General features: G+C 66.6%; 20 protein-coding genes and 1 pseudogene. 10 read left to right on the forward strand and 11 right to left on the reverse strand.

Translation table 11 applies throughout. The annotated features are described in order from the left end of the window. Positions 1-3: 3 nt before the first annotated feature. From GGR90_RS15545 to GGR90_RS15555, 3 genes are all read right to left on the reverse strand, one after another. Complete coding sequence (locus GGR90_RS15545; RefSeq protein ID WP_167922307.1) at positions 4-1,617, reverse strand: thioredoxin domain-containing protein; 1,614 nt, start codon at positions 1,615-1,617, stop codon at positions 4-6. Between the two features lie 55 nt (positions 1,618-1,672). After that, entirely contained in the window at positions 1,673-3,076 is a 1,404-nt protein-coding gene (locus tag GGR90_RS15550) for a M48 family metalloprotease (protein ID WP_209023803.1), read from the reverse strand. Positions 3,077-3,192: 116 nt separating this feature from the next. Further along, positions 3,193-5,850 carry an Rne/Rng family ribonuclease gene (locus GGR90_RS15555; protein ID WP_209023804.1) on the reverse strand — a complete coding sequence of 886 codons (2,658 nt, stop codon included), beginning with the start codon at positions 5,848-5,850 and terminating at the stop codon, positions 3,193-3,195. A gap of 559 nt (positions 5,851-6,409) precedes the next feature. Between GGR90_RS15555 and GGR90_RS15560 the strand changes: the two genes are divergently transcribed. The 7 genes from GGR90_RS15560 to GGR90_RS15590 all read left to right on the forward strand — a co-directional run bounded on the left by GGR90_RS15560 (position 6,410) and on the right by GGR90_RS15590 (position 14,972). Then, a complete protein-coding gene (locus GGR90_RS15560) occupies positions 6,410-7,363 on the forward strand; it encodes an N-acetylmuramoyl-L-alanine amidase family protein (protein ID WP_167922308.1) in 954 nt (317 codons plus the stop codon). A gap of 80 nt (positions 7,364-7,443) precedes the next feature. Beyond that, positions 7,444-8,697, forward strand: coding sequence for a D-arabinono-1,4-lactone oxidase (locus tag GGR90_RS15565; protein WP_167922309.1), 1,254 nt, complete (start codon positions 7,444-7,446; stop codon positions 8,695-8,697). After that, the gene (locus GGR90_RS15570; RefSeq protein WP_167922310.1) at positions 8,694-9,839 is read left to right on the forward strand and encodes a DSD1 family PLP-dependent enzyme; all 1,146 of its coding nucleotides are present in this window, start codon (positions 8,694-8,696) and stop codon (positions 9,837-9,839) included. The genes GGR90_RS15565 and GGR90_RS15570 overlap by 4 nt, the downstream gene beginning before the upstream one ends. Beyond that, a complete protein-coding gene (locus GGR90_RS15575) occupies positions 9,836-10,462 on the forward strand; it encodes a TetR/AcrR family transcriptional regulator (protein ID WP_167922311.1) in 627 nt (208 codons plus the stop codon). The genes GGR90_RS15570 and GGR90_RS15575 overlap by 4 nt, the downstream gene beginning before the upstream one ends. A 59-nt stretch (positions 10,463-10,521) precedes the next feature. Beyond that, complete coding sequence (locus GGR90_RS15580) at positions 10,522-13,038, forward strand: penicillin-binding protein 1A (protein WP_167922312.1); 2,517 nt, start codon at positions 10,522-10,524, stop codon at positions 13,036-13,038. An 84-nt stretch (positions 13,039-13,122) separates the two neighbouring features. Further along, positions 13,123-14,250 (forward strand): peptide chain release factor 2, encoded by a 1,128-nt coding sequence (gene prfB / locus GGR90_RS15585; RefSeq protein ID WP_167922313.1) that lies wholly within the window; start codon positions 13,123-13,125, stop codon positions 14,248-14,250. Further along, positions 14,250-14,972: a class I SAM-dependent methyltransferase gene (locus GGR90_RS15590; protein ID WP_167922314.1), complete on the forward strand. Its 723-nt coding sequence runs from the start codon at positions 14,250-14,252 to the stop codon at positions 14,970-14,972. Before prfB ends, GGR90_RS15590 begins: the two co-directional genes overlap by 1 nt. A 145-nt stretch (positions 14,973-15,117) precedes the next feature. On the opposite strand, the gene GGR90_RS15595 is transcribed toward GGR90_RS15590, so the two are convergent. The 8 genes and pseudogenes from GGR90_RS15595 to GGR90_RS15630 form a co-directional block, all read right to left on the reverse strand. Next, a complete protein-coding gene (locus tag GGR90_RS15595; RefSeq protein WP_245198721.1) occupies positions 15,118-15,492 on the reverse strand; it encodes a DsrE family protein in 375 nt (124 codons plus the stop codon). Then, complete coding sequence (locus GGR90_RS15600; RefSeq protein WP_167922579.1) at positions 15,471-16,223, reverse strand: molybdopterin-synthase adenylyltransferase MoeB; 753 nt, start codon at positions 16,221-16,223, stop codon at positions 15,471-15,473. Before GGR90_RS15600 ends, GGR90_RS15595 begins: the two co-directional genes overlap by 22 nt. Next, positions 16,220-16,768 (reverse strand): dUTP diphosphatase, encoded by a 549-nt coding sequence (gene dut / locus GGR90_RS15605; RefSeq protein WP_167922315.1) that lies wholly within the window; start codon positions 16,766-16,768, stop codon positions 16,220-16,222. The genes GGR90_RS15600 and dut overlap by 4 nt, the downstream gene beginning before the upstream one ends. After that, on the reverse strand, positions 16,731-18,098 hold the full coding sequence (locus GGR90_RS15610) for a bifunctional phosphopantothenoylcysteine decarboxylase/phosphopantothenate synthase (RefSeq protein WP_167922316.1): 1,368 nt from the start codon (positions 18,096-18,098) through the stop codon (positions 16,731-16,733). Before GGR90_RS15610 ends, dut begins: the two co-directional genes overlap by 38 nt. Positions 18,099-18,195: 97 nt before the next feature. Beyond that, positions 18,196-19,308 (reverse strand): hypothetical protein, encoded by a 1,113-nt coding sequence (locus GGR90_RS15615; protein ID WP_167922317.1) that lies wholly within the window; start codon positions 19,306-19,308, stop codon positions 18,196-18,198. Further along, positions 19,305-19,574: pseudogene (locus GGR90_RS15620) on the reverse strand (GtrA family protein); the annotation flags it as partial. The pseudogene GGR90_RS15620 and the gene GGR90_RS15615, both read right to left, overlap by 4 nt. A gap of 101 nt (positions 19,575-19,675) precedes the next feature. After that, positions 19,676-21,220, reverse strand: a complete 1,545-nt coding sequence (gene ubiB, locus GGR90_RS15625; protein ID WP_167922318.1) for a 2-polyprenylphenol 6-hydroxylase — start codon at positions 21,218-21,220, stop codon at positions 19,676-19,678. Continuing rightward, on the reverse strand, positions 21,217-21,954 hold the full coding sequence (locus GGR90_RS15630; protein ID WP_167922319.1) for a class I SAM-dependent methyltransferase: 738 nt from the start codon (positions 21,952-21,954) through the stop codon (positions 21,217-21,219). The genes ubiB and GGR90_RS15630 overlap by 4 nt, the downstream gene beginning before the upstream one ends. Positions 21,955-22,046: 92 nt before the next feature. Here GGR90_RS15630 and mutM point away from each other — a divergent pair, with 92 nt between their 5' ends. From mutM to dnaA, 3 genes are all read left to right on the forward strand, one after another. Continuing rightward, on the forward strand, positions 22,047-22,859 hold the full coding sequence (mutM, locus tag GGR90_RS15635) for a bifunctional DNA-formamidopyrimidine glycosylase/DNA-(apurinic or apyrimidinic site) lyase (RefSeq protein WP_167922320.1): 813 nt from the start codon (positions 22,047-22,049) through the stop codon (positions 22,857-22,859). Between the two features lie 189 nt (positions 22,860-23,048). Beyond that, on the forward strand, positions 23,049-23,312 hold the full coding sequence (rpsT, locus tag GGR90_RS15640) for a 30S ribosomal protein S20 (RefSeq protein WP_056344834.1): 264 nt from the start codon (positions 23,049-23,051) through the stop codon (positions 23,310-23,312). Positions 23,313-23,814: 502 nt separating this feature from the next. Further along, positions 23,815-25,176: a chromosomal replication initiator protein DnaA gene (dnaA, locus tag GGR90_RS15645; RefSeq protein WP_167922321.1), complete on the forward strand. Its 1,362-nt coding sequence runs from the start codon at positions 23,815-23,817 to the stop codon at positions 25,174-25,176. The last annotated feature ends 5 nt before the right edge of the window (positions 25,177-25,181 follow it).

The following is a 25,181-nucleotide window of genomic DNA, read 5'->3' on the forward strand; positions in this document are numbered from 1 at the left end:
AGCTCAGCTTTTTGCCGCGCGGGCTTTCGCGACCGCCTGCCGCAGCGCGTCGTAACCGATCTGCCCCTGGAACAGCTGGTTGCCGACGACCCACGTCGGGGTGGCGTTGAGCTGGAGCTGGGTCGCGATCGCGAGGTTGCTGTCGAGTTCGCGCTGGAACAATGCCTCGTTCGCGGTCGCATCGGCGCTGCCGTCGGTGACGACGCCGGCCTTTGCAGCCGCTGCAGCGATGGCGGCGGGTTGGAGCGAGGACGCCTGGAACATCGCATGGTGGAAGGCGTCATATTTGCCCTGCCGCGCGGCGGCGAGCGCCATGATCGCGGCGTCGCGGCTCTGCGGCGCGATGATCGGCAGCTCGCGGAACACGACCTTCAGCCTTTTGTCCTCGCGGATCAGCCGGTCGACGTCGGGCACGCTCGCGCGGCAGAAACCGCAGGCATAGTCGGTGAACACCACCAGCGTGACGTCGCCGTCGGCATTCCCCGCCCACGCGCCGGCATAGGGTTTTTCGAGCGCCGGGCGGATCGCGTCGATCGCCTTGGCGATTTCGCCCTTGCGCTGCGCTTCGAGCGCCTCGGGAATGATCTGCGGGTTCGCTTTGATGTAGTCGGCGACGATGGTCCCGACCTCGCTCTTGCTCATCCCGCCGCCGAAACGCCCGCCGAGCCAGAAGACGAGCGCGAGCAGCAACAGACCGCCGATCGCCAGACCCCATATGCGCGTGGAAACGCCTTCCATCCCGGTCCCCTTGATTTGCGGCAAATACGGCGACGCCATCGCTTTGGCGGTCGCGGGCTTTTTCGCCGGTGGGGCGATCGGCGATCGGTCGTCGCCTTCCATCATGCTCGCCATGTTTTCCGGAGCGGGCTTCGCCATGGCCGGAATCGCGGCGTCGCCCGCGAACAGCGGCAGGTCGGGCGCGGCGGCCGCGGTCGTGGCGGCTTTCGCTTCGGCTTCCTCGCGCGCGAGCAATTGTTCGAGCCCCGATGGCGGTGGCGCAAGTTCCTCGCGCGGCGCGGGGCGCAACTTGGTCGCGGCGTCGCCAATCTGCTCGCGAAGGCTGTCGCTGCCGGCCTTGGCGATATCGACGACCCCGGCCTTGGTCTTACCCGCGACCTCACCGAGCCCGCGCCCGGCGTCGCTCGACAGCTTCCGGGCCTTGTCGCCGAGCGCCATCTTCTCCCAGGCTTCGCCGCCCGCCTTGGCCGCGGCGCGGCCCGCCTGTGACGATCCGCGCCCGGCGGCGCGGGCGGCGCTTGCGGTTGCTGCCCCGGTTTTCGCGGCGAGTTCGCGTGAACGGCGCGGGATTTCCATCGCCTCGACGCGTGCGGGGATGTCGGCGCGTTCGCCGATGCGGATCGTCCAGCCGGCAAAAGCCCCGGCGCCGCTCTTGATGCGGGCCCACAGGCTCGCGGCGCCCGCCTTGATCGCCTCGGGCTTCACCAGCGGTTCGCCGCGCGGCTTCTCGGGCTTGCTATATCGCGTCAGATCGATGCCGACGGGCGGCTCTTCCTTCGGCTTCGCCAATCCTTCATCACGCGTCGGCGCGCCCATGCCCGGCGTCGGCGCGGGATCGCGCAGCCATGGCTGATAATAATCGTCTTTTTTGTCGGTCACGTATCGCCCTCGAGCATCACATCATTGCGACGCATCGCCCCTTGTCTTTCCTAAACTAACGCCGTTTGCGCTCGCGTTCCACCTCGGCGCGAGCCACCATCGAAATATCCTGTGCACGGATCCAGTCGGGGGAGCCCTGGGGCAGTCCCTGCATCGCCATTTCGGCATTACGCAGCGCGAGCCCCGCCTGTCCACCCTCAAGACTATAGCGTTCGGCCGAGGCGAGCGCCGCGCGCGCCTGATCGCCCTTGTTCGCATAGACGATGCCGAGCTGATACCAGGCGAACGGATTCTGGTTGTCGAGCGCGACCGCCGTTTTCAATACCCGTTCGGCCTCCGGGAAATTGGCGGGATCCTCGGTGGCGATGAGCGCATGGCCAAGCGTCGCGCTGATCAGCGGCTGCGACCGCGAATTGGTGACCGCTTTGCGCAGCGGCGGAATCGCTTCCTCGGGGCGCCCCGATTCGAGCAGCACCTGGCCCTCGAGTTCGAGGAAATAGGGGTCGTTCGGGTCAGTGGCGAGCAACCCCTCGACTTCCGCGAGCGCTTTTTGCGGATAGGCGCTCTTGTGCCAGGCATAGGCGCGGGCATAGCGTGCGGGGATGCTGCTGTTGCTCTCGGGAAATTTGCGCAGTGTCCGCTCGGGCTCGGACATATAGCCCGACAGCTTGGCCTTGATCCGCTGGAATCTTTTTTCGATCGCGGGGTCGGCGGGCTTGTTCCACGCGGGATCGATGACATAGACCTCGCGCAGCGTCTGGATGCGGTCGCCCGACATCGGATGGGTGCGGCCATAGGCCTGATCATCGTCCTGCTTCACCGCATAGCGGAATTCGAGATTCTGCAATTTCTTGAAGAAGGCGAGGCTGCCGCGGCCGCTGATCCCGGCCTTCGACAGATATTGCGCGCCCGCCGCATCGGCGGTCGATTCCTGGACGCGGCTGAAAGCGAGAAACTTGCCCATCGCGGCCTGCTGTCCCGCCATCATGACGCCCATGCCGGCTTCGCCCGCGCCGGCGGCGATCGCCGCGGCGCCGAGCAGCAGGCTGAGCAGCGAAATATTGGTCGCCGCCTTGGCGCCGTCGTTCACACGAATGGCATGGCCGCCCATGACGTGGCCCAGTTCGTGCGCGAGCACGCCTTGTACCTCTTCGGCGGTGTCGGCCGCCTCGATCAACCCGCTGAAGACATAGATGTCCTGGCTGCCCGCGACAAAGGCGTTGATGCTGCGGTCGCCGAGCAGGTGGACGCGCACCTGCCCCGGCTGAAGCCCCGCCGCGACGAGCAGCGGGTCCATCATGTCCTGAAACAGCGCCTCGGTCTCGGCATCGCGCAGGATCGACTGCGCCATCGCGGGGCGCATCGCGACCGCAAGCATCGCGAGCAAGGTCAGCAGGATACGGAAAACGGGGCGCGGCCCTGGCGCCCCGGGCACAGGTTGCGGCGGGAAAGCGGTCATCCCCGCCTCTCTTGCGCCGCGCGCCTGAACCCCGAGTGAAGCCATAAAGGCTTATTGGGGTTCAGCGCGCGCGGACGCAAGGTCAGCGTGCGATTTCCGCGATCAGTTGCCGCCGTTCAATTGCCGAACGTGCGTTGCCACCAGCCGCGACGCGGTTCGCCGTCGGGACCTACGCCTTCGCCATCCTCGTCGCCATTGGCGGCGACCGGTTCGGCCTCGCGCGTCGTGGTAGCTTCGGGAGCGGCTTCGGCGGCGACGGCCTTTTTGGCGCGGCTCGCGCGTTTCTTTGGCGCCGGCTTGACGGGTTCGGCTTCGACGGCGGCTTCGGCCGGAACGTCGGCGACCGGTGCCGCGGCTTCTGCGGCTTCGGCCTCGGCAGCCGCAGCGGCCTTCGTCTTGCGCGGCGCGCGCTTGCGCTTCGGCTTTTCCTCGGCGACCGGTGCTTCTGCGGCTTCGGCCTCGGCGACTTCGACGACCTCTACGGGTGCCGCTTCCGCCTCGACCATGGCTTCATCGGCGGTTTCCGCCGTATCGGCCTTTTTGCGACCGCGGCCCCCACGGCGGCGGCGCGGCTTGGCTTCGGCTTCTTCGGCCTCCACATCGGCAGCAACCTCGACGATTTCGGCCGGCGCGACGTCGGCTTCTTCGGTCTCGGCGGTATCGTCGGCGCGATCTTCACCGTTCTCGCCGCCTTCGGCAATCTCATTGCCTTCCTCGTCGCGGCGTCCACGGCGGCCGCGACGACGGCGGCGGCGGCGCTTGCGGCCCTCGCCGTCGGTGTCGCTATCACCATCTTCGCCAGCGCGTTCGCGCGACCGCGCGGGCCGTTCGTCGGCGGTCTCTTCTTCGGCTTCTTCTTCCTCGTCCTCGGGATAATCGTCGTCGTCGTCATCCTCGATCGGCGCGATCGGGGCAAAGCTGCGGCGCTGGGTCGGCGGCGGGCCGCTCACCTCGACCGCCATGCGCGCACCCTCGGTCTCGCCGTCGGGCAGGATTTCGACCGTGACGCCGTAGAGTTCTTCGATCTCGCGCAGTTCGCGGCGCTTTTCGTTGAGGAGGTAGAAGGTCGCTTCCTGGCTGGCGCGCAGGGTGATCTTGTTGCCCTTGCCGCGTGCGGCTTCCTCTTCGATCAGGCGCAGCGCGCTGAGGCCCGCCGACGAGGCGGTGCGGACGAGGCCGGTGCCCTCGCAATGCGGGCATGGGCGCGTCGAGGCTTCGAGCACCCCGGTGCGCAGGCGCTGGCGGCTCATTTCCATCAAGCCAAAGCCCGAGATGCGGCCGACCTGGATGCGTGCGCGATCGTTCTTCAGCGCATCCTTCATCGCGCGTTCGACCTTGCGGACGTTCGAGCCATGATCCATGTCGATGAAGTCGATCACGACGAGCCCGGCCATGTCGCGCAGGCGCAGCTGGCGGGCGATTTCGGCCGCCGCTTCAAGGTTGGTGCTGAGCGCGGTCTGCTCGATATTATGTTCGCGCGTCGACCGGCCCGAGTTGATGTCGATCGACACCAGGGCCTCGGTCGGGTTGATCACCAGATAGCCGCCCGATTTCAGCTGGACGACGGGGTTGAGCATCCCCGCGAGCTGATCCTCGACGCCGTAGCGTTGATAGAGCGAGACGGGGTCGGCATATTGCTTCACGCGCCGCGCATGGCTCGGCATCAGCAGCTTCATGAACTGCTTCGCGGCCTTGTAGCCCTCGTCGCCTTCGACGAGCACTTCCTCGATGTCTTTATGATAAATATCGCGGATCGCGCGCTTCACCAGGTCGCTGTCCGAATGGACCAGCGCCGGTGCGCTCGATTCGAGCGTCTTTTGGCGAATCTCGTCCCACAGGCGCGCGAGATAATCGAAGTCGCGCTTGATCTCGACCTTGGTGCGGCTCATCCCCGCGGTGCGGACGATACAGCCCATCGTCGGCGGCAGGTTGAGCTCGTCGATCATGGCTTTGAGCTTGCGGCGGTCGGCGCCGTTCGAAATCTTGCGGCTGATCCCGCCGCCGTGCATCGTGTTCGGCATCAGCACGCAATAGCGGCCGGCGAGCGACAGATAGGTGGTGAGCGCAGCGCCCTTGTTGCCGCGTTCTTCCTTGACGACCTGGACCAGCATCACCTGACGGCGACGGATGACGTCCTGAATCTTGTAGCGGCGGCGCAGCGACATGCGGTTTTCACCGTCTTCGTCGTCGCCCCGGCGGCTGCGTCCGCGGCCGCCCTTGCGATTGTTGTTGCCGCGCCCGCGGCCCCGACCCCGGCGATCGCCGCGGCCGTCCCCGGCCCCTTCTGCGCCCTCTTCGCTTTCGCCTTCCTCGGCGTCGCCATTGTCTTCGTCGGAATCATCGTCCTCGCCCGAATCATCGTCCTCGCCGACGGTTTCGGGCGCCGGGGCGTCGCCATTCTCGTCTTCGTCGTGATATTCGACGTCGGCAACATCGCCTTCGAGTTCGTCGAGGTCTTCCTCGGCGCGCTGCGCGGCGGCGGCGGCATGTTCGGCCTCTTCGCGCAGCAGCGCGTCGCGGTCTTCCTTCGGAATCTGGTAATAGTCGGGGTGGATTTCGCTAAAGGCGAGGAAGCCGTGGCGATTGCCGCCATATTCGACGAACGCCGCCTGAAGCGACGGTTCGACACGGGTAACCTTGGCCAGATAGATGTTGCCCTTGAGCTGCTTGTGCTCGGCGGACTCGAAATCAAACTCCTCGATTCGGTTGCCCTTGGTGACGGCGACCCGGGTTTCTTCCCGGTGCCGCGCGTCGATCAACATGCGCGTGGTCATTAGATACACTCCAAGCGCGCCTCGGCGCGCCCTCAAAAAATCCCGCTAACTCTCCTTGCGGACAGCCGCGGCGGATACGGGTGAAAGAAAAAAAGACGTTATTGCCGAAAGGAGCCTGCGTCCGGTCCTGGACGCGCATGCGGTCTTCAAATCCGGCGACGACCGGGGCGAAAGCGCCCGCGTCGGGATTTAAAGAGGGCATGGCAAGCCTCATACGGCATCAACCTGTTACGGGATGAGCGGGCGGGCAGGGCGGGCGTGTGGCTAACGCCCCGACTGTCCGGTCAACCGGGTGGACTGGCGGCAGGCATGTCCTTCCCAATATGTCCGGCGCCAAGGCGGCCATGATCCGCATATTCGCGGAGCAGGCCTTCCCCTCAAAAGGCCGGACGGCACCGGGAACGACGCCGTCAGTGATGGCGTGCTAGCATCGGCACAGGCCGACGGCAACCACAACCACCCCAGAAAGATAGGATGGCGCGGAGGTGTTGCAAGAAAACCATCGCGTTCACGCCGATAAGGCTGGACCATCGCGCGCCTTGGACGGCATAGACGCGCCATGAGCCCGCTGCTCGTCCTGATTGGCCTGATCTCAGCCCCCTCGGCAGCCTTGCCGGGCTCCGCCGGCGCGATCCATGTCGACCCGCGTCCGGTCGCCGCAGGCAAATTCGACCCGGCATCGCGGGCCCGGCACGGCGAATTGCAGCCGTTCACCGGCTTTCGCGCCAGACGCCCCGAAAAACGCTACAGCGTGACGGTCCCGATCGGAAAGCCCAAGCCCGCGGTGGCGCTGCCGCGCATCGAAGGCCCCGCCGACGCCCGCCTGCCGCTGGTCGTGATCGACGCGGGGCACGGCGGGCACGACCCCGGCGCGGTCTCGCCGCACGATGGCAGCCGCGAAAAGGACATCACATTGGCGCTCGCTCGTGCGATCCGCAAAGATCTGCTCGCCTCGGGCCGGGTGCGCGTCGCGCTCACACGCGCGGACGATCGCTTCCTCGTGCTCGAGGAGCGTTACGGTATCGCGCGGCGATTGAAGGCCGATTTGTTCATCTCCGTTCACGCCGACGCCGCCGAGAATCAGGATGCCAGCGGCGCATCGATCTATACGCTGGCCGAAGTCGCCTCCGACCGCGAGGCGGCGCGGCTTGCGGCGCGCGAAAACAAGGCGAATATCATCAATGGCGTCGACCTCGGCGCGCACAGCGGCGATGTATCGGCGATCCTGCTCGACCTCACCCAGCGTGAGACGATGAACCTTGCCTCCGACTTCGCGCGGCTGCTCCAGCGCGAGGCGTCCGACGAGGTCGAATTCCGCACCACCGCGCACCGCTTCGCCTCCTTCATCGTGCTGAAGGCGCCCGATACCCCGTCGGTGTTGTTCGAAACCGGCTTCGTCTCGAACAAGGACGACGTCGCATTCCTCGTCTCGCCCGCCGGGCAGAAGAAGATCGCGCGCGGCGTCCGCGAGGCGGTACAGGTCCACTTCGCGCGGCAGATCGCCGAGCGTTGAGCGCCGCTTCCCAAAAAAGTTAGTCTTGACTAACTTTCTGTGTCGCGACAGCTTCACGGGGCTGGCTGCGGGAGAGGCATATGGCGTGGAACAACTGGTCGGGCAGCGTCAGCGCGAGCGCCGCGGTCGCGCGTCCGGAGAGCGAGGACGAACTGGCCGCGCTCGTCCGCAGCGCCACCAAGCTGCGCGTCACCGGCGCCGGCCACAGCTTCATGCCTTTGTGCGAATCGGACGAGCTGATCGTCAGCCTCGACGCCATGGCGGGCGCGATCCGCATTGCCGCCGATCGCCGGACCGCCCGCATTCCCGCGGGCTGGAGCATCCGCCGCTTGACCGCGGCGCTGTGGGAGGAGGGGCTGGCGCTCGCCAATCAGGGCGACGTCGATCCGCAGTCGATCGCCGGCGCGATGGCGACGGGGACGCATGGCACCGGCGTCGGCCTCGGCTCGCTATCGACCTTTGCGCGCGGTTACCGGCTCGTCGATGCCGAGGGCGAGGCGCATTGGTGCGATGCCGACACCAACGCCGACCTCTATCAGGCGCAGCGCCTGTCGCTCGGGCTGTTCGGGGTCGCGACCGAAATCGAGGTCGCGGTCGTTCCCGCCTTTCATCTCGCCGAACGGATCGAAAAGCGCCGCTGGGCTGAAATCCGCGAAAGCTATGACGAACTGGCGCGGCAGCATCGCCATATCGAATTCTGGTTCTTCCCGCACAGCGACGATGTGATTCTGAAGACGCTCGATCTCTGCGATCCGTGCGACCCGCCGCCGAGCACGACCGACATGGAGGAAGCGACCTTCCGCCGCATTCTCGACATTTCGGCGCGGCTGCCGTTTCTGACCCCCTTTCTCCAGCGCCTGATGATGAAAAGCGGCATTTCGGGCCGCCGCCGCGGGCCCGCGCACAACATCTTCCCCTCCGACCGCACGATCCGCTTCGAGGAGATGGAGTATGAGATGCCGCGCGCGGTCGGGCTCGAGGCATTGGACGAGGTCGTCGGCTGGATTCGCAGGAAACGGCTGCCCGTCACCTTTCCGTTCGAATATCGCACCGTCGCCGCCGACGATATATGGATGAGCCCGATGAATGCCGGCCCGGTCGCCGCGATCTCGATGCACCAATATGCGAAAATGCCCTGGGCCGCGCTGTTCGCTGAGGCCGAGGCGATCTTTCGCGGCGCGGGCGGGCGGCCGCATTGGGCGAAGCGCCACACGCTGAGCCGCGCCGACGTCGCCGCGCTCTATCCGATGGCGAGCCGCTATATCGCGGTGCGCCGCGCTGCGGATCCGCACGGAAAATATCTGAACCCGCATCTGGAGGCCCTGTTTGCATGAGTGACGACCGGACGCTGCACGCCCATCTGATCGGCCGCCAAGGCTCGCGCGCCGACCTCAACACCCCCGCGCTTATCCTCGACGTCGATGTGCTCGACCGCAATATCGGGTGCATGGCGGCGCTCGCGGGCGAGCGCGGCGTCGCGCTCCGTCCCCACGCCAAAACGCACAAGAGCGTCGACATCGCCAAGCGCCAGATCGCGGCGGGGGCAGTCGGCGTCTGCTGCGCGAAGATCGGTGAGGCCGAGGTTCTCGCCGGGGGCGGGGTAACCGGCATCCTCATCACCTCGCCCGTCGCCGCACCGGCCGCGATCGAGCGGCTGGCGAAGCTCGCGGCAAGTGCCGACGGGTTGATGGCGGTGGTCGACCATCCGGATATCGCGGAGCGCATCGACGCGGCGCTGGCCGAGACCGAAGCAAAGCTCGACGTCGTTATAGACATCGACCCCGGCATCGCGCGCACCGGCGTCGCGTCGGCCGAGGCCGCGATCGCGTTGGCTCGCGCGATCGATCGGTCGCCCAACCTTCAATATCGCGGCGTGCAGTTTTACTGCGGGTCGCAGCAGCATATCGAAAGCTACGCCGACCGCCGCGCCGCGATCGTCGAGCGCACCGCCTATTTGCAGGAGATGATCGCGGCGCTCGCCGATGCGGGGTTCGCGCCCAGCCTCGTCACCGGGTCGGGCACCGGCACGCACCGGATCGACCTCGACCTCGGCGTCTTCACCGAGTTGCAGGCGGGATCCTATGTCTTCATGGACAAGCAATATCTCGATTGCGACCTGACCGGAGACAGTGAGCCACCGTTCGAGGTTTCGCTGTCGGTCGACGCGCGCGTCGTCAGCGCGAACCACAGCGGTCTCGTCACGATCGACGCCGGATACAAGTCGCTTTCGACCGATGGCGGCGTCGCGGTGGTCCGGCGCGGCGCGCCCGAAACCGCCTTCTTCGCTTTCATGGGCGACGAGCATGCCGCGCTTATCGCGCCCGAAATCGGGAAGGCATTGCAGCCCGGCGATCCCGTCAGCCTGACCGTGCCGCACTGCGACCCGACGGTGAATCTCTATGATTTCTACCATGTCGTCTCCGGCGATACGCTGATCGACATCTGGCCGGTCAGCGCGCGCGGCCGGGCGCGATGACGCTCGCGGAGCGCCGTCCGCCGCAGCAGGACCGCGCGCGCCAGACGCGCGAACGGCTGCTCGACGTCGCGGGCGAATTGCTCGCAGAGGTTGGAATCGAGCGGATTTCGACCAACATGATCGCGGCGCGCGCCGGGCTGACGCCGCCCGCGCTCTACCGCTATTTCGGCGACAAATACGCCGTGCTCGAAGCCCTCGGCCGGCGGTTGATGGAGCGCCAGAACGCCGTGCTCGACGCCTGGCTCGCGCGCCACGGGCCGGCGGGAATCGCCGGCATCGCCGACCATATCGACGAACTTCTGTCCGAAAATGCCGCGGTGACGCGCGCCGAGCCGGGGGCGGTGTGGATCCTGCGGTCGCTCCACGCCTCGCCGCAACTCGTCCATGTCCGGCTCGAATCGCATCGGCATGTCGCCGGCCGGCTGACGGACGCGTGCCTTCCATATCTTCCCGGCATCGACCGCGACACGCTGTGGCCGCGGCTGCGGCTCGCGGTCGAGATCGGCTTCGCGGTCGATGAGATGCTTTACGAAGAAGATCGTGTTTCAGCGGGCGCGGCGTCCGCCCAAGTGGCCGCGATGCTTCGCACCGCGCTGCTCGACCTCACCGAAAACGCGTCATAGCCCGCCTCGCCGCAACCATGCTTTCCTTTCCGCGACACAGGCTTTAGAGGCGGGGACATATGGCCGCCGACAGTCCGCCCGATTTCCGCCTTCGCCTCCGCCGCGACGGCAATGCCGTCATCGCCTGGCTGCGCGACATGTGGACGCGGCGCTGGTTCCGCTGGCTCGGCTATCTCGCGCTCGCCGGGCTGCTTGGCATCGCGTTGATCTGGGCGGTCTTCGCGCGCGACCTGCCCTCCGTCGACCAGCTTCGCGATTATGAGCCGCCGCTGCCGACGATGGTCCGCGACGGCGAGGGCAAACCGGTTCACGCCTATGCCCGCGAACGCCGCGTCCAACTCGATTATAGCGAATATCCCCAGCTCCTGGTGCGCTCCTTCCTTGCCGCCGAGGACAAGACCTTCTTCAGCCACGGCGGCATCGATTATCCGGGCATCGCCTCGGCGATCGTCACCAATTTGACCAGCAGCGGGCGTCCGATCGGCGCCTCGACGATCACCCAGCAGGTCGCGAAGAATCTGCTGCTTACCAACGAGCTCAGCTATCGCCGCAAGGTGCGCGAGGCGATCCTCGCGATGCGCATCGAGGATGCGCTGACCAAGGAACAGATTCTCGAACTTTATCTCAACGAAATCCCGCTCGGCCGCCGCAGTTTCGGCGTGCAGGCGGCGAGCCGCGCCTATTTCGACAAGGATGTCGACCAGCTTGCGCTCCACGAAATGGCCTTCCTCGCGATCCTGCCCAAAGCGCCCGAGAAATACGGCCGCACGCGCTTCGAAAGCGAAGCGCTTGCGCGGCGCAATTTCGTGCTCGGGTCGATGGAGGATAATGGCTGGATCACCGCGGCGCAGCGCGACGCGGCGCGTGCGATGCCGCTCGGCCTGACCGACAGCGGCAACCGCGCGGTCGCGCAGGTCGGCGGCTATTATATGGAAGAGGTCCGGCGCCAGCTGATCGCCGAATTCGGCGAAACCGCCGAGGACGGCCCCCACAGCGTCTATGCCGGCGGGCTCTGGGTGCGCACACCCTATGACGGCGCGATGCAAGAGGCCGCGGCGATGGCGCTGCGCAAGGGGCTCCAGCGTTATGACGCGGGCAAGGGCTGGTCGGGGCCGATCGCAACGATCGAGACCGACGACCAGTGGCAGAGCCGCCTCGCATCGAGCTTCATCGGCATCGATTACGACAATTGGCGCGTTGCCGCGGTGCTCTCGAAATCGGGGAGCGAGGCGCGGATCGGCTTTTCGAACGGCGAGACCGGGCGCCTGCCCGCGAGCGCCGCGGGGATGCGCTATCGCAAGACCGGCGGCAGCGCCTTTTCGGCGATGCGCCCCGGCCAATTAATCGTCGTCAAATCGACCGGGGGCGACCGCTACGCGCTGCGCAATATTCCCGAGGTATCGGGCGGCATGATCGTCGAAAGCCCGCATTCGGGTCGGATCTATGCGATGCAGGGCGGCTTCGACGTCCGCCTGTCGTCCTTCAATCGCGCGACGCAGGCCGAACGCCAGCCGGGCTCGACGATCAAACCCTTCGTCTATGCCGCCGCGCTCGACAACGGCATGACCCCCGCGACGATGATCGTCGACGGGCCCTTCTGCGTCTATCAGGGCGCGGCGCTGGGCAATAAATGCTTCCGCAACTTCGGCGGCAGCGGCGGCAGCGGCGAACATACGATGCGCTGGGGCCTCGAACAGTCGCGCAACCTGATGACGGTGCGCACGGCAAGCCTCGTCGGCATGGAACCGGTCGTCGAGATGATCAGCCGGATGGGCATCGGCAAGCATGAACCCTATCTTTCGACCGCGCTCGGCGCCGGATCGACGACGGTCGAAAAGATCACCAACGCCTATGCGATGCTCGCCAATCACGGGCGCGAACTGAAGCCGCGCGTGATCGATTATGCGCAGGACCGCCGCGGCAAGGTGATCTTTCCGAAGAACTGGAAACCTTGCGACGGCTGCAACATGAAGGATTGGGACGGTCGGCCGATGCCGCGCTTCGCCAAGTCCGGCAAGCAGCTGATGGACCCGATTACCGCCTATCAGGTCGTCCATATGCTCGAAGGCGTCGTCCAGCGCGGCACCGCGGTGCGGCTGCGCGACCTCGATGTCCCGCTGTTCGGCAAGACCGGGACGACCTCGGGCCCGAACGACGTCTGGTTCGTCGGCGGCACGCCCGACGTGGTTGCGGGCATGTATATCGGTTTCGACCAGCCGCGCAGCATGGGCGGCTATGCCCAGGGCGGCAGCTACGCCGCGCCGATCTTCAAGGATTTCGCGCACGCGGCGCTCGCCGATCGCCAGCCGATCCCGTTCTCCGCGCCAAAGGGTGTGCGCATGGTGCGCATCGATCGCCAGTCGGGCCGGCGCGTCTATGGCGCCTGGCCGGGCACCGATCCCAAGGCCTCGATCATCTGGGAGGCCTTCAAGCCCGAAAGCGAGCCGCGGCGGACGATTCGCGAAGAAGAGATCAAGCCGGCCAAGGCACCGCAGCGGCAGGACGTGCCCGTCCAGCAAAGTCCGGGCCGGCGCAGCGATAGCGAATTCCTGGAGGATCGCGGCGGCATCATCTGACGCGCCGCCGCTCCTTCCGAGCCTCCTTTCCTTGGGGGCCCGGAGGCCCTAAGGGCGGGATCAACATATTTCAGGAGCAAGGACATGCGCGCCGAAGCGCAGGATCATATCGACAAGATTGGCGCCGCGCTGGCGCTGCTGCGGCGTTTCCTCGACTGGGACCGCGCGGTGCGGCGGCTCGACGAACTCAATGCGAAGGTCGAGGACCCGGCACTGTGGAACGACGCCAAGGCGGCGCAAGAGGTCATGCGCGAACGCCGCCGGCTCGACGAGGCGATCACCGCGACGCGCGCGATCGAAACCGAATGCGCCGATACGGCGGAGTTGATCGAACTCGCCGAAATGGAAGGCGACGAGGCGATGGTCGACGAAGCCGTCGCGTCGCTCGGCGTCCTCGCGGCGCGCGCCGAAGAGGACAAGATCAAGGCGCTGCTCGCGGGCGAGGCCGACGCCAACGACGCCTATATCGAGGTCCATGCCGGTGCCGGCGGCACAGAGAGCCAGGACTGGGCCGAGATGCTCCAGCGCATGTATATGCGCTGGGCCGAAAAGCGCGGGATGAAGGTCGAGCTCGTCGAATATCAGGCGGGCGAACAGGCGGGCATCAAGTCGGCGACGATGCTGGTGAAGGGCGAGAACGCCTATGGCTATGCCAAGACCGAAAGCGGCGTCCACCGCCTCGTCCGCATCTCGCCCTACGACAGTTCGGCGCGCCGCCATACCAGCTTTTCGAGCGTTTGGGTCTATCCGGTGATCGACGACAATATCGAGATCGAGATCAACGAGGGCGACCTCAAGATCGACACCTATCGTGCGTCGGGCGCGGGCGGCCAGCACGTCAACACGACCGATTCGGCGGTGCGCATCACCCACATTCCGACCGGGATCGTCGTCGCGTCGCAGAACGACCGTTCGCAGCACAAGAACCGCGCGACCGCGATGGGGATGCTGAAGGCGCGGATGTACGAGGCCGAGCTTCAGAAGCGTGAGGCCGCGGCATCGGGTGAATATCAGGCGAAGACCGAAATCGGCTGGGGCCATCAGATCCGCTCCTATGTCCTTCAACCCTATCAGTTGGTGAAAGATCTGCGCACCGGGGTCACCTCGACCGCTCCCGGCGACGTGCTCGACGGCGCGCTCGATCCCTTCATGGCAGCGGCGCTGTCGCAGAAGGTGACGGGCGAAAAGGTCGAGGTGGAGGACATCGACTGATGAAGCGCGCGGCGCTCGTCCTCGCCCTTGCGCTCATGCCGCTGCTCGGCGGCTGCGACGCGCCATGGGGTGACGACAGCGACCGCGCGACAAGCGCGCGCGACTTTCCGCCCGCCGACCGGCCGGTGGCGCCGACGGTCTCGACCAAATGGTCGACCGAGGAAGCGCGCGACCGCGTCAACGAGGCCGAGGACGTCATGGATTCGGCCGATGTCCGCCCCGGCATGACCGTCGCCGACATCGGTGCCGGCGACGGCTATTATACCGTGCGCCTCGCGCAGCGCGTCGGCGCCAATGGCCGTGTGCTCGCGCAGGACATCATGCCCGAGGTGATCGAGCGGCTCGCCGACCGCGTCGCGCGCGAACGGCTCGACAATGTTTCGCTGAAACTCGGCGCGGTCGACGATCCGCGCCTGCCCGCGGCGAGCTTCGACCGCGTCTTCATGGTCCATATGTATCACGAGATCGGCGAACCCTACGCTTTCTTGTGGCGGCTGCGCCCGGCGCTGCGCAAGGGCGGACAGGTGATCGTCGTCGACGGCGACCGCCCGATCGCGCAGCACGGCACGCCTTTCCGCCTGCTCGTCTGCGAATTTCAGGCGGTGGGCTACAAGCTCGTCTCCTACGACGACAAGCAGCACGCCGGCGGCTATCTCGCGCGTTTCGTGCCCGCGGGCAAACGCCCCGAGCCCGAGGCGATCAAGGTCTGCGACAATCCGTGACGAAGTGGCCCCTCCCGCAAGCGGGAGGGGCAGCGAAACTTGCGAACTTGTTCGCTAGTTGCAGCGGGGTGGGCAATCGACACCTCGGGAGTTCGCTGCGCTCACGCCCACCCCCAACCCCTTCCGCGTGCGGGAGGGGAGGTATTCAATAAACGATCAGCCGATCCTCGACACCGACTTCGGCCATAAAGCTGACCAGCCCCGCGGCGCGGACGTGCGGCACCAGTTCGGTCGCCGCCATGCCGACGAGCGCCATGCCCGACTGGCAGACGAAGAGCGCGACCTCCATCGCGACCGCTTCCTCGATCAGCCAGGCGAGGTCGGGCTGCCCCGCCGCGCGGCGCGTCTCGTCGCCGGCGAAACGCACCGGATCGCGGAGCAACGCCGCGGCTTCGCCCTGCAGGAAAATCCGCACCGGGCGCCCGAGCGCCGCCGCGGCCACCCCGGCTTCGAGCGCCGCATAGAGCCGCCGCCCTTCGGCGACCGCGACGATGATGTTCAGGCTTGGCATATCGGGCATTCGGCGTCCTCGGGCACGCCGACTTCGCGCCAGCGGCGATCGAGCATGTCGACGATCGCGAGCCGGCCCAAAAGCGGCTGTCCCCAGCCGGAAAGCGCACGCACCGCTTCCAGCGCCGCCACCGTGCCGATCATCCCCGCGAGCGCGCCCATCACGCCGGTTTCGGCGCAGTTGATCCCTGGCCGGTCGGGGTCGTTGCCGACGAGGCAGGCGTAGCAGGCGTCCCCCGCGCGCCAGCCCTCATAGAGCGCGACCTGCCCCTCGAAGGCGCCGATCGCGGCGCTGAGCAGCGGGATTTCGAGCGCGACCGCGGCGCGATTGACCGCGAGCCGCGTGGTGAAATTGTCGCAGCCGTCGAGGATCAGGCTCGCGCCCGTCAGCAGCGCCTCGGCATTGGCTTCATCGAGCCGCTCGGCAACCGCGACGGCCGCGACATGCGGGTTGATCCGCCGCGCCGCCTCGGCCGCGACCTCGGCCTTCAGCGCGCCGATATCGGCGTCGGTGAACAGCGGCTGGCGGTGGAGGTTCGACAGCTCGACGACGTCGTGATCGATGATCGTCAACTTGCCGACGCCCGCCGCCGCGAGATACGTGATCGCGGGACAGCCGATTCCGCCAGCCCCGATGAGGGCGACATGCGCGGCTTTCAGCTTCGCCTGTCCCGCACCGCCAAAGGCCGGAAGAATGATCTGGCGCGCATAGCGGTCGAGTTCGGCGTCGCTTAGCACTATTCGCCCGGACGGCGCAGCTTGATGCCCGACAGCGAGGCGAGGCCCGCCATGTCCGCGGTCTCGTCGACCGCATCGCTTTCGACCCCGGTCGATCCGAAACCGCCCGCGCCGCGCGTCGTCTCGTCGAGCGTCTCGACTTCGGCAAAGGCCGCGCGCTGGACCGGGGCGGGCACAAGCTGGGCGATGCGATCGCCGCGTTGGATCTCGAACGGCTCGTCGCCCAGATTGGCGAGGATGACCTTCACTTCGCCGCGATAGTCGCTGTCGATCGTGCCCGGCGTGTTGAGGCAGGTGACGCCATGCTTGAGCGCGAGGCCCGAGCGCGGGCGCACCTGAACCTCATAGCCTGCCGGGATCGCCATCGCGAAGCCCGTCGCGACCGCTTGGCGCGCGCCGGGGCGGAGTGTCAGCGTTTCGGCCGCGACGACGTCCATTCCCGCCGCGCCGTCCGACGCATAGGCGGGAAGAGGCAGGCCGCCGCCGTTCGGCAGCCGCTGGATGGCGATTTCAATCGCGTTCAAGGGGGGCGCGTTTTTCGAGTTCATCGGCGATCTTTTCCATCAATTTTCGGGCGACGGCCGCTTTGGGCAGCCGATCCCAGCTGTCCACGCCGTCTTGGCTGACGATATGCACTTGGTTGCTTTCGCCGCCCATCGGGTCGGCCGAAACATCATTCGCGACGATCCAGTCGCATCCCTTGCGCGCGAGCTTTGCCTGCGCATGGGCAATGAGGTCGTTCGTCTCGGCGGCAAAGCCGATCAGCAGCGGCGGGCGCTGCGGGCTCTTGGCCAGCCCTGCCAGGATGTCGGGGTTCTCGGCAAGCGCGAGCGGCGGAACCTGCCCGCTGCCGTCCTTCTTGATCTTTTGCGGCGCGGTGTCGGCGGCGCGCCAGTCGGCGACCGCGGCGACCATGATCGCGGCATCGACGGGCAGGCCCTGTTCCACTTCGGCCGCCATCTCGTTCGCGGTCTCGACATCGATACGGATCACGCCGGGCGGCGTCGGCAGCGGCACCGGTCCCGCGATCAGCAGCACCTCGGCGCCTGCTTCGGCGGCGGCGGCGGCGATCGCGAAGCCTTGCTTGCCGCTCGACCGGTTGGCGATGTAGCGCACCGGGTCGATCGGCTCGTGCGTCGGGCCGGCGGTGATCAGGATGCGCCGCCCGAACAGCGGGCGATGGTTCGCGGGCGCGAAATCGGACTGGCCATCCAAGTCCCCCTCCCGCTTGCGGGAGGGGCTAGGGGAGGGCATGTCGGCAGACGAACGAAAGTCGTCTAATGGTAAGACTAACGACGAAACAGGCCCTCCCCCGACCCCTCCCGCAAGCGGGAGGGGAGAAGAAAACGCCGCGTCGATCGCCGCCTTGATCGCCACCGGCTCGGGCAGGCGGCCGGGGCCATATTCGCCGCACGCCATCTCGCCCTCGTCGGGCTCCATCACCGTCACGCCGTCGCCGCGCAGCGTGGCGACATTGCGTCGCGTCGCGGCGTGCAGCCACATGCGCACATTCATCGCGGGTGCGGCGAGCACCGGCTTGTCGGTCGCAAGCAGCAATGTCGTCGCAAGGTCGTTGGCGATTCCTGCGGCCATCTTCGCCATCAAATCGGCGGTCGCGGGCGCGACGACGACCAGGTCGGCTTCGCGGCTCAATTGGATATGCCCCATCTCGACCTCGTCCTTCAGGTCGAAGAGGCTGGTGTAGACCTTGTTTTCGGAGAGCGCGGCGAGCGTCAGCGGCGTGACGAACTGCTCGCCCGCGCGGGTAATCACGCAGCGCACGACATAACCCGCCTTGCGGAGCAGACGAACGAGTTCGATGCTCTTATACGCGGCAATGCCGCCGCCGATGATCAGCAGGATGCGCGGGGCGGCCATCAGCGGTGGCAAGCCTGCCCGGTGCGGGCGGCGATCGACAGGGGGTGATTCATCGCCGTCTCCTTCGCCATCCAGTTATGCGCTTCGGCTCTCCAGTTCAAGGAGAGGCCGGAATCGGGGCGGCAACGGGTTGCGCCGGCTGTCGCAGCGCGCGGGCGAGACCGGCTAGCGCGGCGGGCGCAAAGGCGAGGCCGATGAACAGCGTCGGCGTCACGAGCATCGCCCAATAGAAGTTGGCGGGACGCGCAAAGAGCATCAGCAGCGCGGCGTAGCCAAGCTGGATCAGCAACACTGCCAGCCCCAGCCGCGACCGCCACGCCGCCCAGCCGAGCAGCGCGAGCGGGACGAGCAGGGCGGCCACCCAGCCTTCGAAAAAGCGTAGCAGCGAGGATGTCTGAACGAAGGATAGATAGGCGATCCAGCCGCCCTGTCCGTGCCAGCCCTGACTTGCCGGGTCGGCGGGAGTGATGACTGCCGAGAGCGTCGTGACATGCGCCGCAAGGCCCCCGGCGAAACATAGGCCGATCGCCAGCCATCCGGCGGCCGCGCGCCAGTCGCGGTCGATCAGCGCGAACAATCCGAACAGCATCGCGACGGGCACGATCGTCTCGCGGATCGCCAGCGCGGCGGCGATGATGACCATCGCGAGCCACGGGCGGGCGGGGCGATAGAGCGCCAGCGCGAGCGCGAGGAGCGCACCCGCCGCGACTTCGTGGATAAACAGCCATTCGCGCGCCGCGAGCTGCGTCAGGTTCGCCGCGACGAACAGCGCGCCGATCGGGGCATAGCGGGGGATCCCGGCTTCGGTCCGCAATCGTCGATACCAGGCGACAATCGCCGCCCCGCCGACAAGGAGGAAAAGAAACATCGTCTTTTGCTCACCCAGCGCGGCGACGATGTGGGCCAGCGTCGGCAGGCGCACGGTGACGAAGGGGCGCAGCGGATAATGTCCACTGCGATGTTCGGCCGCCGCCGCCGTATAATAGGATTCGCCCGCCGCGACACGCTGCGCGATGCGGGCATAGAGCGCATGATCGCCGACGAGGCCGTCGAAATGCGCCGCCGAAGGGCTCGCAACCGCGACATGATTGCGGCCGACGCCGCCCGCCGCGCCCCACGCCATCAGCAGCGCCATCAAGCTGAGCACGGCCGCCGCGACCGGGCGCGAAACGCGCGCGAAGCGGTTCCAGCCGGGCGCGGCGCGCGTCATTTGCGCCAGGTCAGCGCCGACGACATGGCGAAGTTCCAGATCGCGCCGACGACGACGCCCGCGACGCCCGCGACCCACCAGCGTTCGTTATGCCCCGCCATCCACGTGCCGATGCCGATGTTGGCGACCGCGCCGAGCGCCGAAATCGCATAGAAGCTCGCAAGTCCGCCGATAAGGCGCCAGCCCTTCAACTTGCGGTCGGCATAGGTGAAGCTGTTGTTGAGGAAGAAGTTGAAGGCGATCGCGGTCATCACCGCCGCCGTCTGCGCGGTGACGAAGGCGGATTTCGCGTCCGGGTTCGGTCGAGGTCAGGCCTTAATGATTTAGGGTAAATGTCTGGTAACCAAGCGCGCCCGGTGTGCGGCGTTCAGCCGAGCCAGGTCAGGATGCCGGCGCCCGCCGCCGCGCCGGCGAGCGCGGTCAGCGCGTAACGCCACCATCGTTTTCTTTCACCCTTGTCCCACATCAACGGAATGTCGGGCAGCGGCGGTGCGGGCGGAGCGGCGCCCTTCCTCGGCAATTGGGCGTCGAGGCGGCGGATGATGTCGGGGATCAGCGCGAGCGTCTTGCCCTGTTCGCGCAGGCCATCGGCCAGCGCGGCTTCGGGGCCGAGTTCGTCGCGGATCCATTCGCTGACGAAGGGGCCCGACACGTCCCACATGTTGATCTTGGGATCGAGCATCGTCGCGACGCCCTCGACCATCACCATCGTTTTCTGAAGCAGCAGCAGGTGCGGCTGCGTCTGCATGTCGAAATCGCGCGTGATCGCGAACAGACCATCGAGCATCTGCCCGACCGAAAGCTCGCTCACCGGCTTGCCGCGCATCGGCTCGCCGACCGCGCGCAGCGCCGTCGCGAATTCCTCGACGCTGTGATAGTCGGGCACATATTGCGCCTCGAAATGAATCTCGGCGACGCGGCGGTAATTGCCCGTGGTCAGCCCATAGAGGATTTCGGCGAGCCAGTAGCGCGCCTGGCGGTTGATCCGCCCCATGATCCCGAAATCGACCGCGGCGATCGTCCCGTCGGCCGTCACGAACAAATTGCCCTGGTGCATGTCGGCGTGGAAAAAGCCTTCCGCAATGGCTTGCCGCAGGAAGGCGTTGACGAGGTTCGCCGACAAGGCCTCCATGTCGTGCCCCGCGGCGATGAGCGCGTCGCGGTGCGAAATCTTGATGCCGTCGATCCAGTCGAGCGTCATCACGCGGCTCGCGGTGCGGTCCCAGTCGATCGCGGGGACTTCATAGGTCGGCACCCCGACCATCGCGTCGGCAAGCTCGGACGCCGAGGCGGCCTCGCGGCGGAGATCGAGCTCGCGCAAGGTCCAGCGCCGGAAATTCGCGATGACCTCGCGCGGGCGCAGCCGCGTCGCTTCGCCGCCGAGCGCCTCAAGATGCGCGGCCGCCCATTCATAGGTGTCGATGTCGCGCGCGAATTGCTTGTCGATGCCGGGGCGGCGCACTTTGACAGCCACCTTGCGGCCTTCGGTCGTCACGGCGCGATGAACCTGCGCGATCGAGGCCGAGCCGACGGGCTCGGGGTCGAACTCGCTATAGAGGCTTTCGAGCGGCACCTCGAAGGTCGCCTCGATTTCCTGCCGGATGCGTTCGAACGCGACGGGCGCAAGCGCGTCCTGCAGCGTGAGCAGATTATGCGCCGCGTCCTCCCCGACGAGGTCGGGGCGCGTCGCGAGCGTTTGCCCGAGTTTGACCGCCGCGGGGCCGATCGCCTGGAAAGCGGCGGCATAGTCGGGCGTTTTCGGCTGGATCGTACCAAAGCGCGCGATGCGGCAGAGGCGCTTGACCCCCGGCGGCGTCTGCGGCGCGGTTTCGATCCCGCGCAAAGCGCCGTGGCGCGCCAGAATGCGCCCCCACTTCAGCAGCCGGACGATATGGATGACGGGTCGGGTCAAGCTTTCCACCCACTATGGATCGCCACCAGCCCGCCCAAAATCGGTTCGACCTTGACCGCGGTGAAGCCCGCCTCGCGGATCATCTGCGCGAATTTGGGCATCGGCGGAAAACGGCGGATCGATTCGATCAAATAGCGATAGCTGTCCTCGTCGTCGGCGATCAGCTTGCCGAGCTTGGGGACGAGGTGATGCGAATAAGCGTCATAAGCTTGCGCGAAACCGGGCCATTCGTTGGTCGAAAATTCGAGACAGAAGAAACGCCCGCCATAGCGCAGCACGCGATGCGCTTCCCGCAGCGCGGCCGGAATGTCGGTGACGTTGCGAATGCCGAAGGCGATCGTATAGGCATCGAAAAACTGGTCGGGGAACGACAGCTTCTCGGCATTTTGCTCGGACCAGACGAGGCTGTCGATGCCGCGCTCGGCGGCGCGTTCCACACCGACGCCGAGCATGTCGGGGTTGATGTCGGCAACAGTGATGCTCGCGCCGAAGCGCTCCATGCGGAACGCGATGTCGCCGGTGCCGCCCGCCATGTCGAGGATCGTCTCGCCCTCGCGCGGTTTGACGCGGCGTACGAAGCGGTCCTTCCACAGGCGGTGCATGCCCCCCGACATCGCGTCGTTCATAATGTCGTATTTGCGCGCGACGCGGCTGAACACTTCACCAACCATCGCGGTCTTCGCGCCCGCGGGGACCTGTTCATAGCCGAAGCTGACGGTGTCGGGAGTGGCCATGGAGCGTGCGCCTTTGCGGGGAGAAATTCTGTTGCGACGGCCTTTAGCCGGGCCTTGTCGCGCAAGCAAATGCCAGTTACCGCGATGTCGAAATGCCCGAACTACCCGAAGTCGAAACCACCGTGCGCGGTCTTGCCCCCTTCCTCGAAGGCCAGCGGCTGACCTCGGTCATCACCTTTCGCCCCGACCTGCGCCGTCCCTTTCCCGCCGATCTCGCGCAGCGCCTGACCGGCGCGACGGTCACGACCCTGTCGCGCCGCGCCAAATATGGCGTGATCTCGACCGACCGCGACGATCATATGATCTTCCACCTCGGCATGTCGGGACGCTGGCGCACCGAGGGTGGCGAGGCGGGCAAGCATGACCATCTGCTGCTCGAAACGGGGGCGGGACACCGGCTTTTCCTCCACGATCCGCGCCGCTTCGGTTCGGTCGATCTGGTGAGCGGCGATCCGCTGACGCGCTTTGCATCCTTCGTGACGCTGGGTCCTGAGCCGCTGTCGGACGCCTTCGACGCCGCCTATCTGGCCAGCGCGCTCGCCGGGCGCCGCGCGCCGGTCAAGGCGATGCTGCTCGATCAGACGATCGTCGCGGGGCTCGGCAACATCTATGTCTGCGAGGCGCTCAACATGGCGCGTATTGCGCCGACGAAGCCCGCCGCCGACGTATCGAAGGCCAGGCTGGCGGCGCTGGTGCCCGCGATCAAGGATGTGCTGGCGGCGGCGATCGCGGCGGGCGGATCGACCTTGCGCGACTTCCTTGGCCCGGAAGGCGATCTCGGCTATTTCGCGAAGGACTGGCGCGTCTATGGCCGCGAGGGCGAGGCTTGCGAATGCGGCGGCACGATCGCGCGGATCGTGCAATCGGGCCGGTCGACCTTCTTTTGCCCAAAATGCCAACGATAATGCGGGATATTGCCCGCAAAGCCATTGACCAAATCGCCCTTCATCGCTATGCGCGCACCCTTCGAGCAGGGTCCGGGCGTCCGGAACCGGCCGCATCCGGACATTGATTCGCTGCAACTCGCGCGATTCGGCTGCTCCGTTTAGGCTGTGCTCCGACCATGTAGACCGTTTGAAAGACTAGAGGAATTTATGGCCAATACGCCGCAGGCAAAAAAGCGCATCCGCCGCAACACCGCGCGCACCATCGTGAACAAGAATCGCGTTTCGCGCATTCGCACGCTGGTGAAGAAGGTCGAAAACGCCGTCGCCGCCGGTGACAAGGACGGCGCTGCCGCCGCGCTGAAGGCGGCGCAGCCCGAAATGGCGCGCGGCGTTGCCAAGGGCGTGCTCCATAAGAACACCGTGGCCCGCAAATATTCGCGCCTGACCAAGAGCGTGAACGCGATCGCCTGATCTCTCGCGTCCCGAAAGGGAACAAAAAGGACCCGCCGGCATCTTGCCTGCGGGTCCTTTTTTGCGTCGGATATTATGACAGCGCGGTGGCAATAGTGTTGCAGCGCGGTAAGTGACGGAATTGCTGCGATTCGTTGCTTTGTCTCCGGAATGTCATAAATAAACTACTGATAATAAAAGATAAAATGACGCTTTGACGCGTTTCCGGTAGCCCCGGCGAGTCAAGATTTTTATTTCAGTATTTTTACAGGGCCAGCCCTTGATCGACTCGCCGCGCCCTGACTAGACAGGGGGGTCGCCGGCTTTCGCCAGCGGCCGTTACATCGACATGATTCGCATCTTCTCGGGCCGCTTGTCCCGGACAGGAAAGCTGTGCCTGGCGCAGACGATGAATCGCGATGTGGCTGGCCGCCCGATCATCCGGCGCAGAGGGGACCTGAGGGGGCGGCACGGCGTGATAGAGAGCGGCAATCGGCATGGGCATGACGCAAAGGGTGGAGCCGTGAGCAGCGATGCCGCTACGCTTTGGCCGCGCGTCGCCGAGGGGCTGCGCCGCGACCTTGGCGTGCGCACCTTCGACCATTGGCTGAAGCCCGTGCGCTTTGCCGATTATTGCGCGCTGTCGGGCGTCGTGACGCTCGAAACCGTCAGCCGCTTTTCGGCCAACTGGATCAACGAACGCTTCGGCGACCGGCTCGAACTCGCGTGGCGGCAGCAATTGCCCGCGGTGCGCAGCGTCATGGTGCGCGGCGGCGCCGCCGCGGACGACCGCGCGGCGAGCCTCGCGGCGGCGCCGCTGCCGAATTTCGAGGTGCCGAAACCCGTCGCCGCCAATCCCGCGCTGCTCGGTTTCGATCCGCGCCTGTCGTTCGACCGCTTCGTCGTCGCGCGCAGCAATATCCTCGCCGCCAACGCCGCGCGCCGGATGGCGATGGTCGAGGCGCCGCAGTTCAACCCGCTCTATCTTTGCTCGGGCACCGGGCAGGGCAAGACGCACCTCTTGCAGGCGATCGCGCAGGATTATGCCGCGGCGCACCCGACCGCGAACATCATCCTGATGTCGGCCGAAAAATTCATGCTCGAATTCGTCGGCGCGATGCGCGGCGGCGACATGATGGCGTTCAAGGCGCGGCTGCGCGCCGCCGACCTGCTGCTGCTCGACGATTTGCAATTCGTGATCGGCAAGAATTCGACGCAGGAGGAACTGCTCCACACGATCGACGACCTGATGACCGCGGGCAAGCGCCTCGTCGTCACCGCCGACCGCCCGCCGGCGATGCTCGACGGGGTCGAGGCGCGGCTGCTGTCGCGGCTGTCGGGCGGCCTCGTCGCCGATATCGAGGCGCCCGAGGACGACCTGCGCGAGCGCATCATCCGCCAGCGGCTCGCCGCGATGCCGATGGTCGAGGTGCCCGATGCGGTCGTCGCCTATCTGGTCAAGCATTTCACCCGCAACATCCGCGAGCTCGAAGGCGCGCTCAACAAGCTGCTCGCCTATGCCGCGCTCACCGGCACGACGGTCGATCTCACGCTCGCCGAGGACCGGCTCGCCGAAAATGTCCGCTGCGCCCGCCCGCGCATCACGATCGACGAGATTCAGCGCGCGGTGTGCGCGCACTACCGGCTCGACAAGTCCGAAATGGCGTCGAAGCGCCGCGTCCGCGCGATCGCCCGCCCGCGGCAAGTCGCGATGTATCTCGCGAAAGAACTGACGCCGCGCTCCTATCCCGAGATCGGGCGCCGCTTCGGCGGCCGCGACCATTCGACGGTGATCCACGCGGTGCGCACGGTCGAGGCGCTGCGCGTCAACGACAGCGAACTCGATGCCGAGATCGCCGCGATCCGGCGCAGTCTCAACAGCTGATCCAC

It is taken from the genome of Sphingopyxis italica (assembly GCF_011926545.1).
In the GTDB taxonomy this organism is placed as follows: Bacteria; Pseudomonadota; Alphaproteobacteria; order Sphingomonadales; family Sphingomonadaceae; genus Sphingopyxis; species Sphingopyxis italica.

Excerpts from the sequence above, each read along its gene's own strand:
- GGR90_RS15550 (WP_209023803.1), bottom strand. The coding sequence starts at position 3,076 with ATGACCGCTTTCCCGCCGCAACCTGTGCCCGGGGCGCCAGGGCCGCGC.
- GGR90_RS15555 (WP_209023804.1), bottom strand. The coding sequence starts at position 5,850 with ATGACCACGCGCATGTTGATCGACGCGCGGCACCGGGAAGAAACCCGG.
- GGR90_RS15560 (WP_167922308.1), top strand. The coding sequence starts at position 6,410 with ATGAGCCCGCTGCTCGTCCTGATTGGCCTGATCTCAGCCCCCTCGGCA.
- GGR90_RS15565 (WP_167922309.1), top strand. The coding sequence starts at position 7,444 with ATGGCGTGGAACAACTGGTCGGGCAGCGTCAGCGCGAGCGCCGCGGTC.
- GGR90_RS15570 (WP_167922310.1), top strand. The coding sequence starts at position 8,694 with ATGAGTGACGACCGGACGCTGCACGCCCATCTGATCGGCCGCCAAGGC.
- GGR90_RS15575 (WP_167922311.1), top strand. The coding sequence starts at position 9,836 with ATGACGCTCGCGGAGCGCCGTCCGCCGCAGCAGGACCGCGCGCGCCAG.
- GGR90_RS15580 (WP_167922312.1), top strand. The coding sequence starts at position 10,522 with ATGGCCGCCGACAGTCCGCCCGATTTCCGCCTTCGCCTCCGCCGCGAC.
- prfB (WP_167922313.1), top strand. The coding sequence starts at position 13,123 with ATGCGCGCCGAAGCGCAGGATCATATCGACAAGATTGGCGCCGCGCTG.
- GGR90_RS15590 (WP_167922314.1), top strand. The coding sequence starts at position 14,250 with ATGAAGCGCGCGGCGCTCGTCCTCGCCCTTGCGCTCATGCCGCTGCTC.
- GGR90_RS15595 (WP_245198721.1), bottom strand. The coding sequence starts at position 15,492 with ATGCCCGATATGCCAAGCCTGAACATCATCGTCGCGGTCGCCGAAGGG.
- dut (WP_167922315.1), bottom strand. The coding sequence starts at position 16,768 with ATGAACTCGAAAAACGCGCCCCCCTTGAACGCGATTGAAATCGCCATC.
- GGR90_RS15610 (WP_167922316.1), bottom strand. The coding sequence starts at position 18,098 with ATGGCCGCCCCGCGCATCCTGCTGATCATCGGCGGCGGCATTGCCGCG.
- GGR90_RS15615 (WP_167922317.1), bottom strand. The coding sequence starts at position 19,308 with ATGACGCGCGCCGCGCCCGGCTGGAACCGCTTCGCGCGCGTTTCGCGC.
- GGR90_RS15630 (WP_167922319.1), bottom strand. The coding sequence starts at position 21,954 with ATGGCCACTCCCGACACCGTCAGCTTCGGCTATGAACAGGTCCCCGCG.
- mutM (WP_167922320.1), top strand. The coding sequence starts at position 22,047 with ATGCCCGAACTACCCGAAGTCGAAACCACCGTGCGCGGTCTTGCCCCC.
- rpsT (WP_056344834.1), top strand. The coding sequence starts at position 23,049 with ATGGCCAATACGCCGCAGGCAAAAAAGCGCATCCGCCGCAACACCGCG.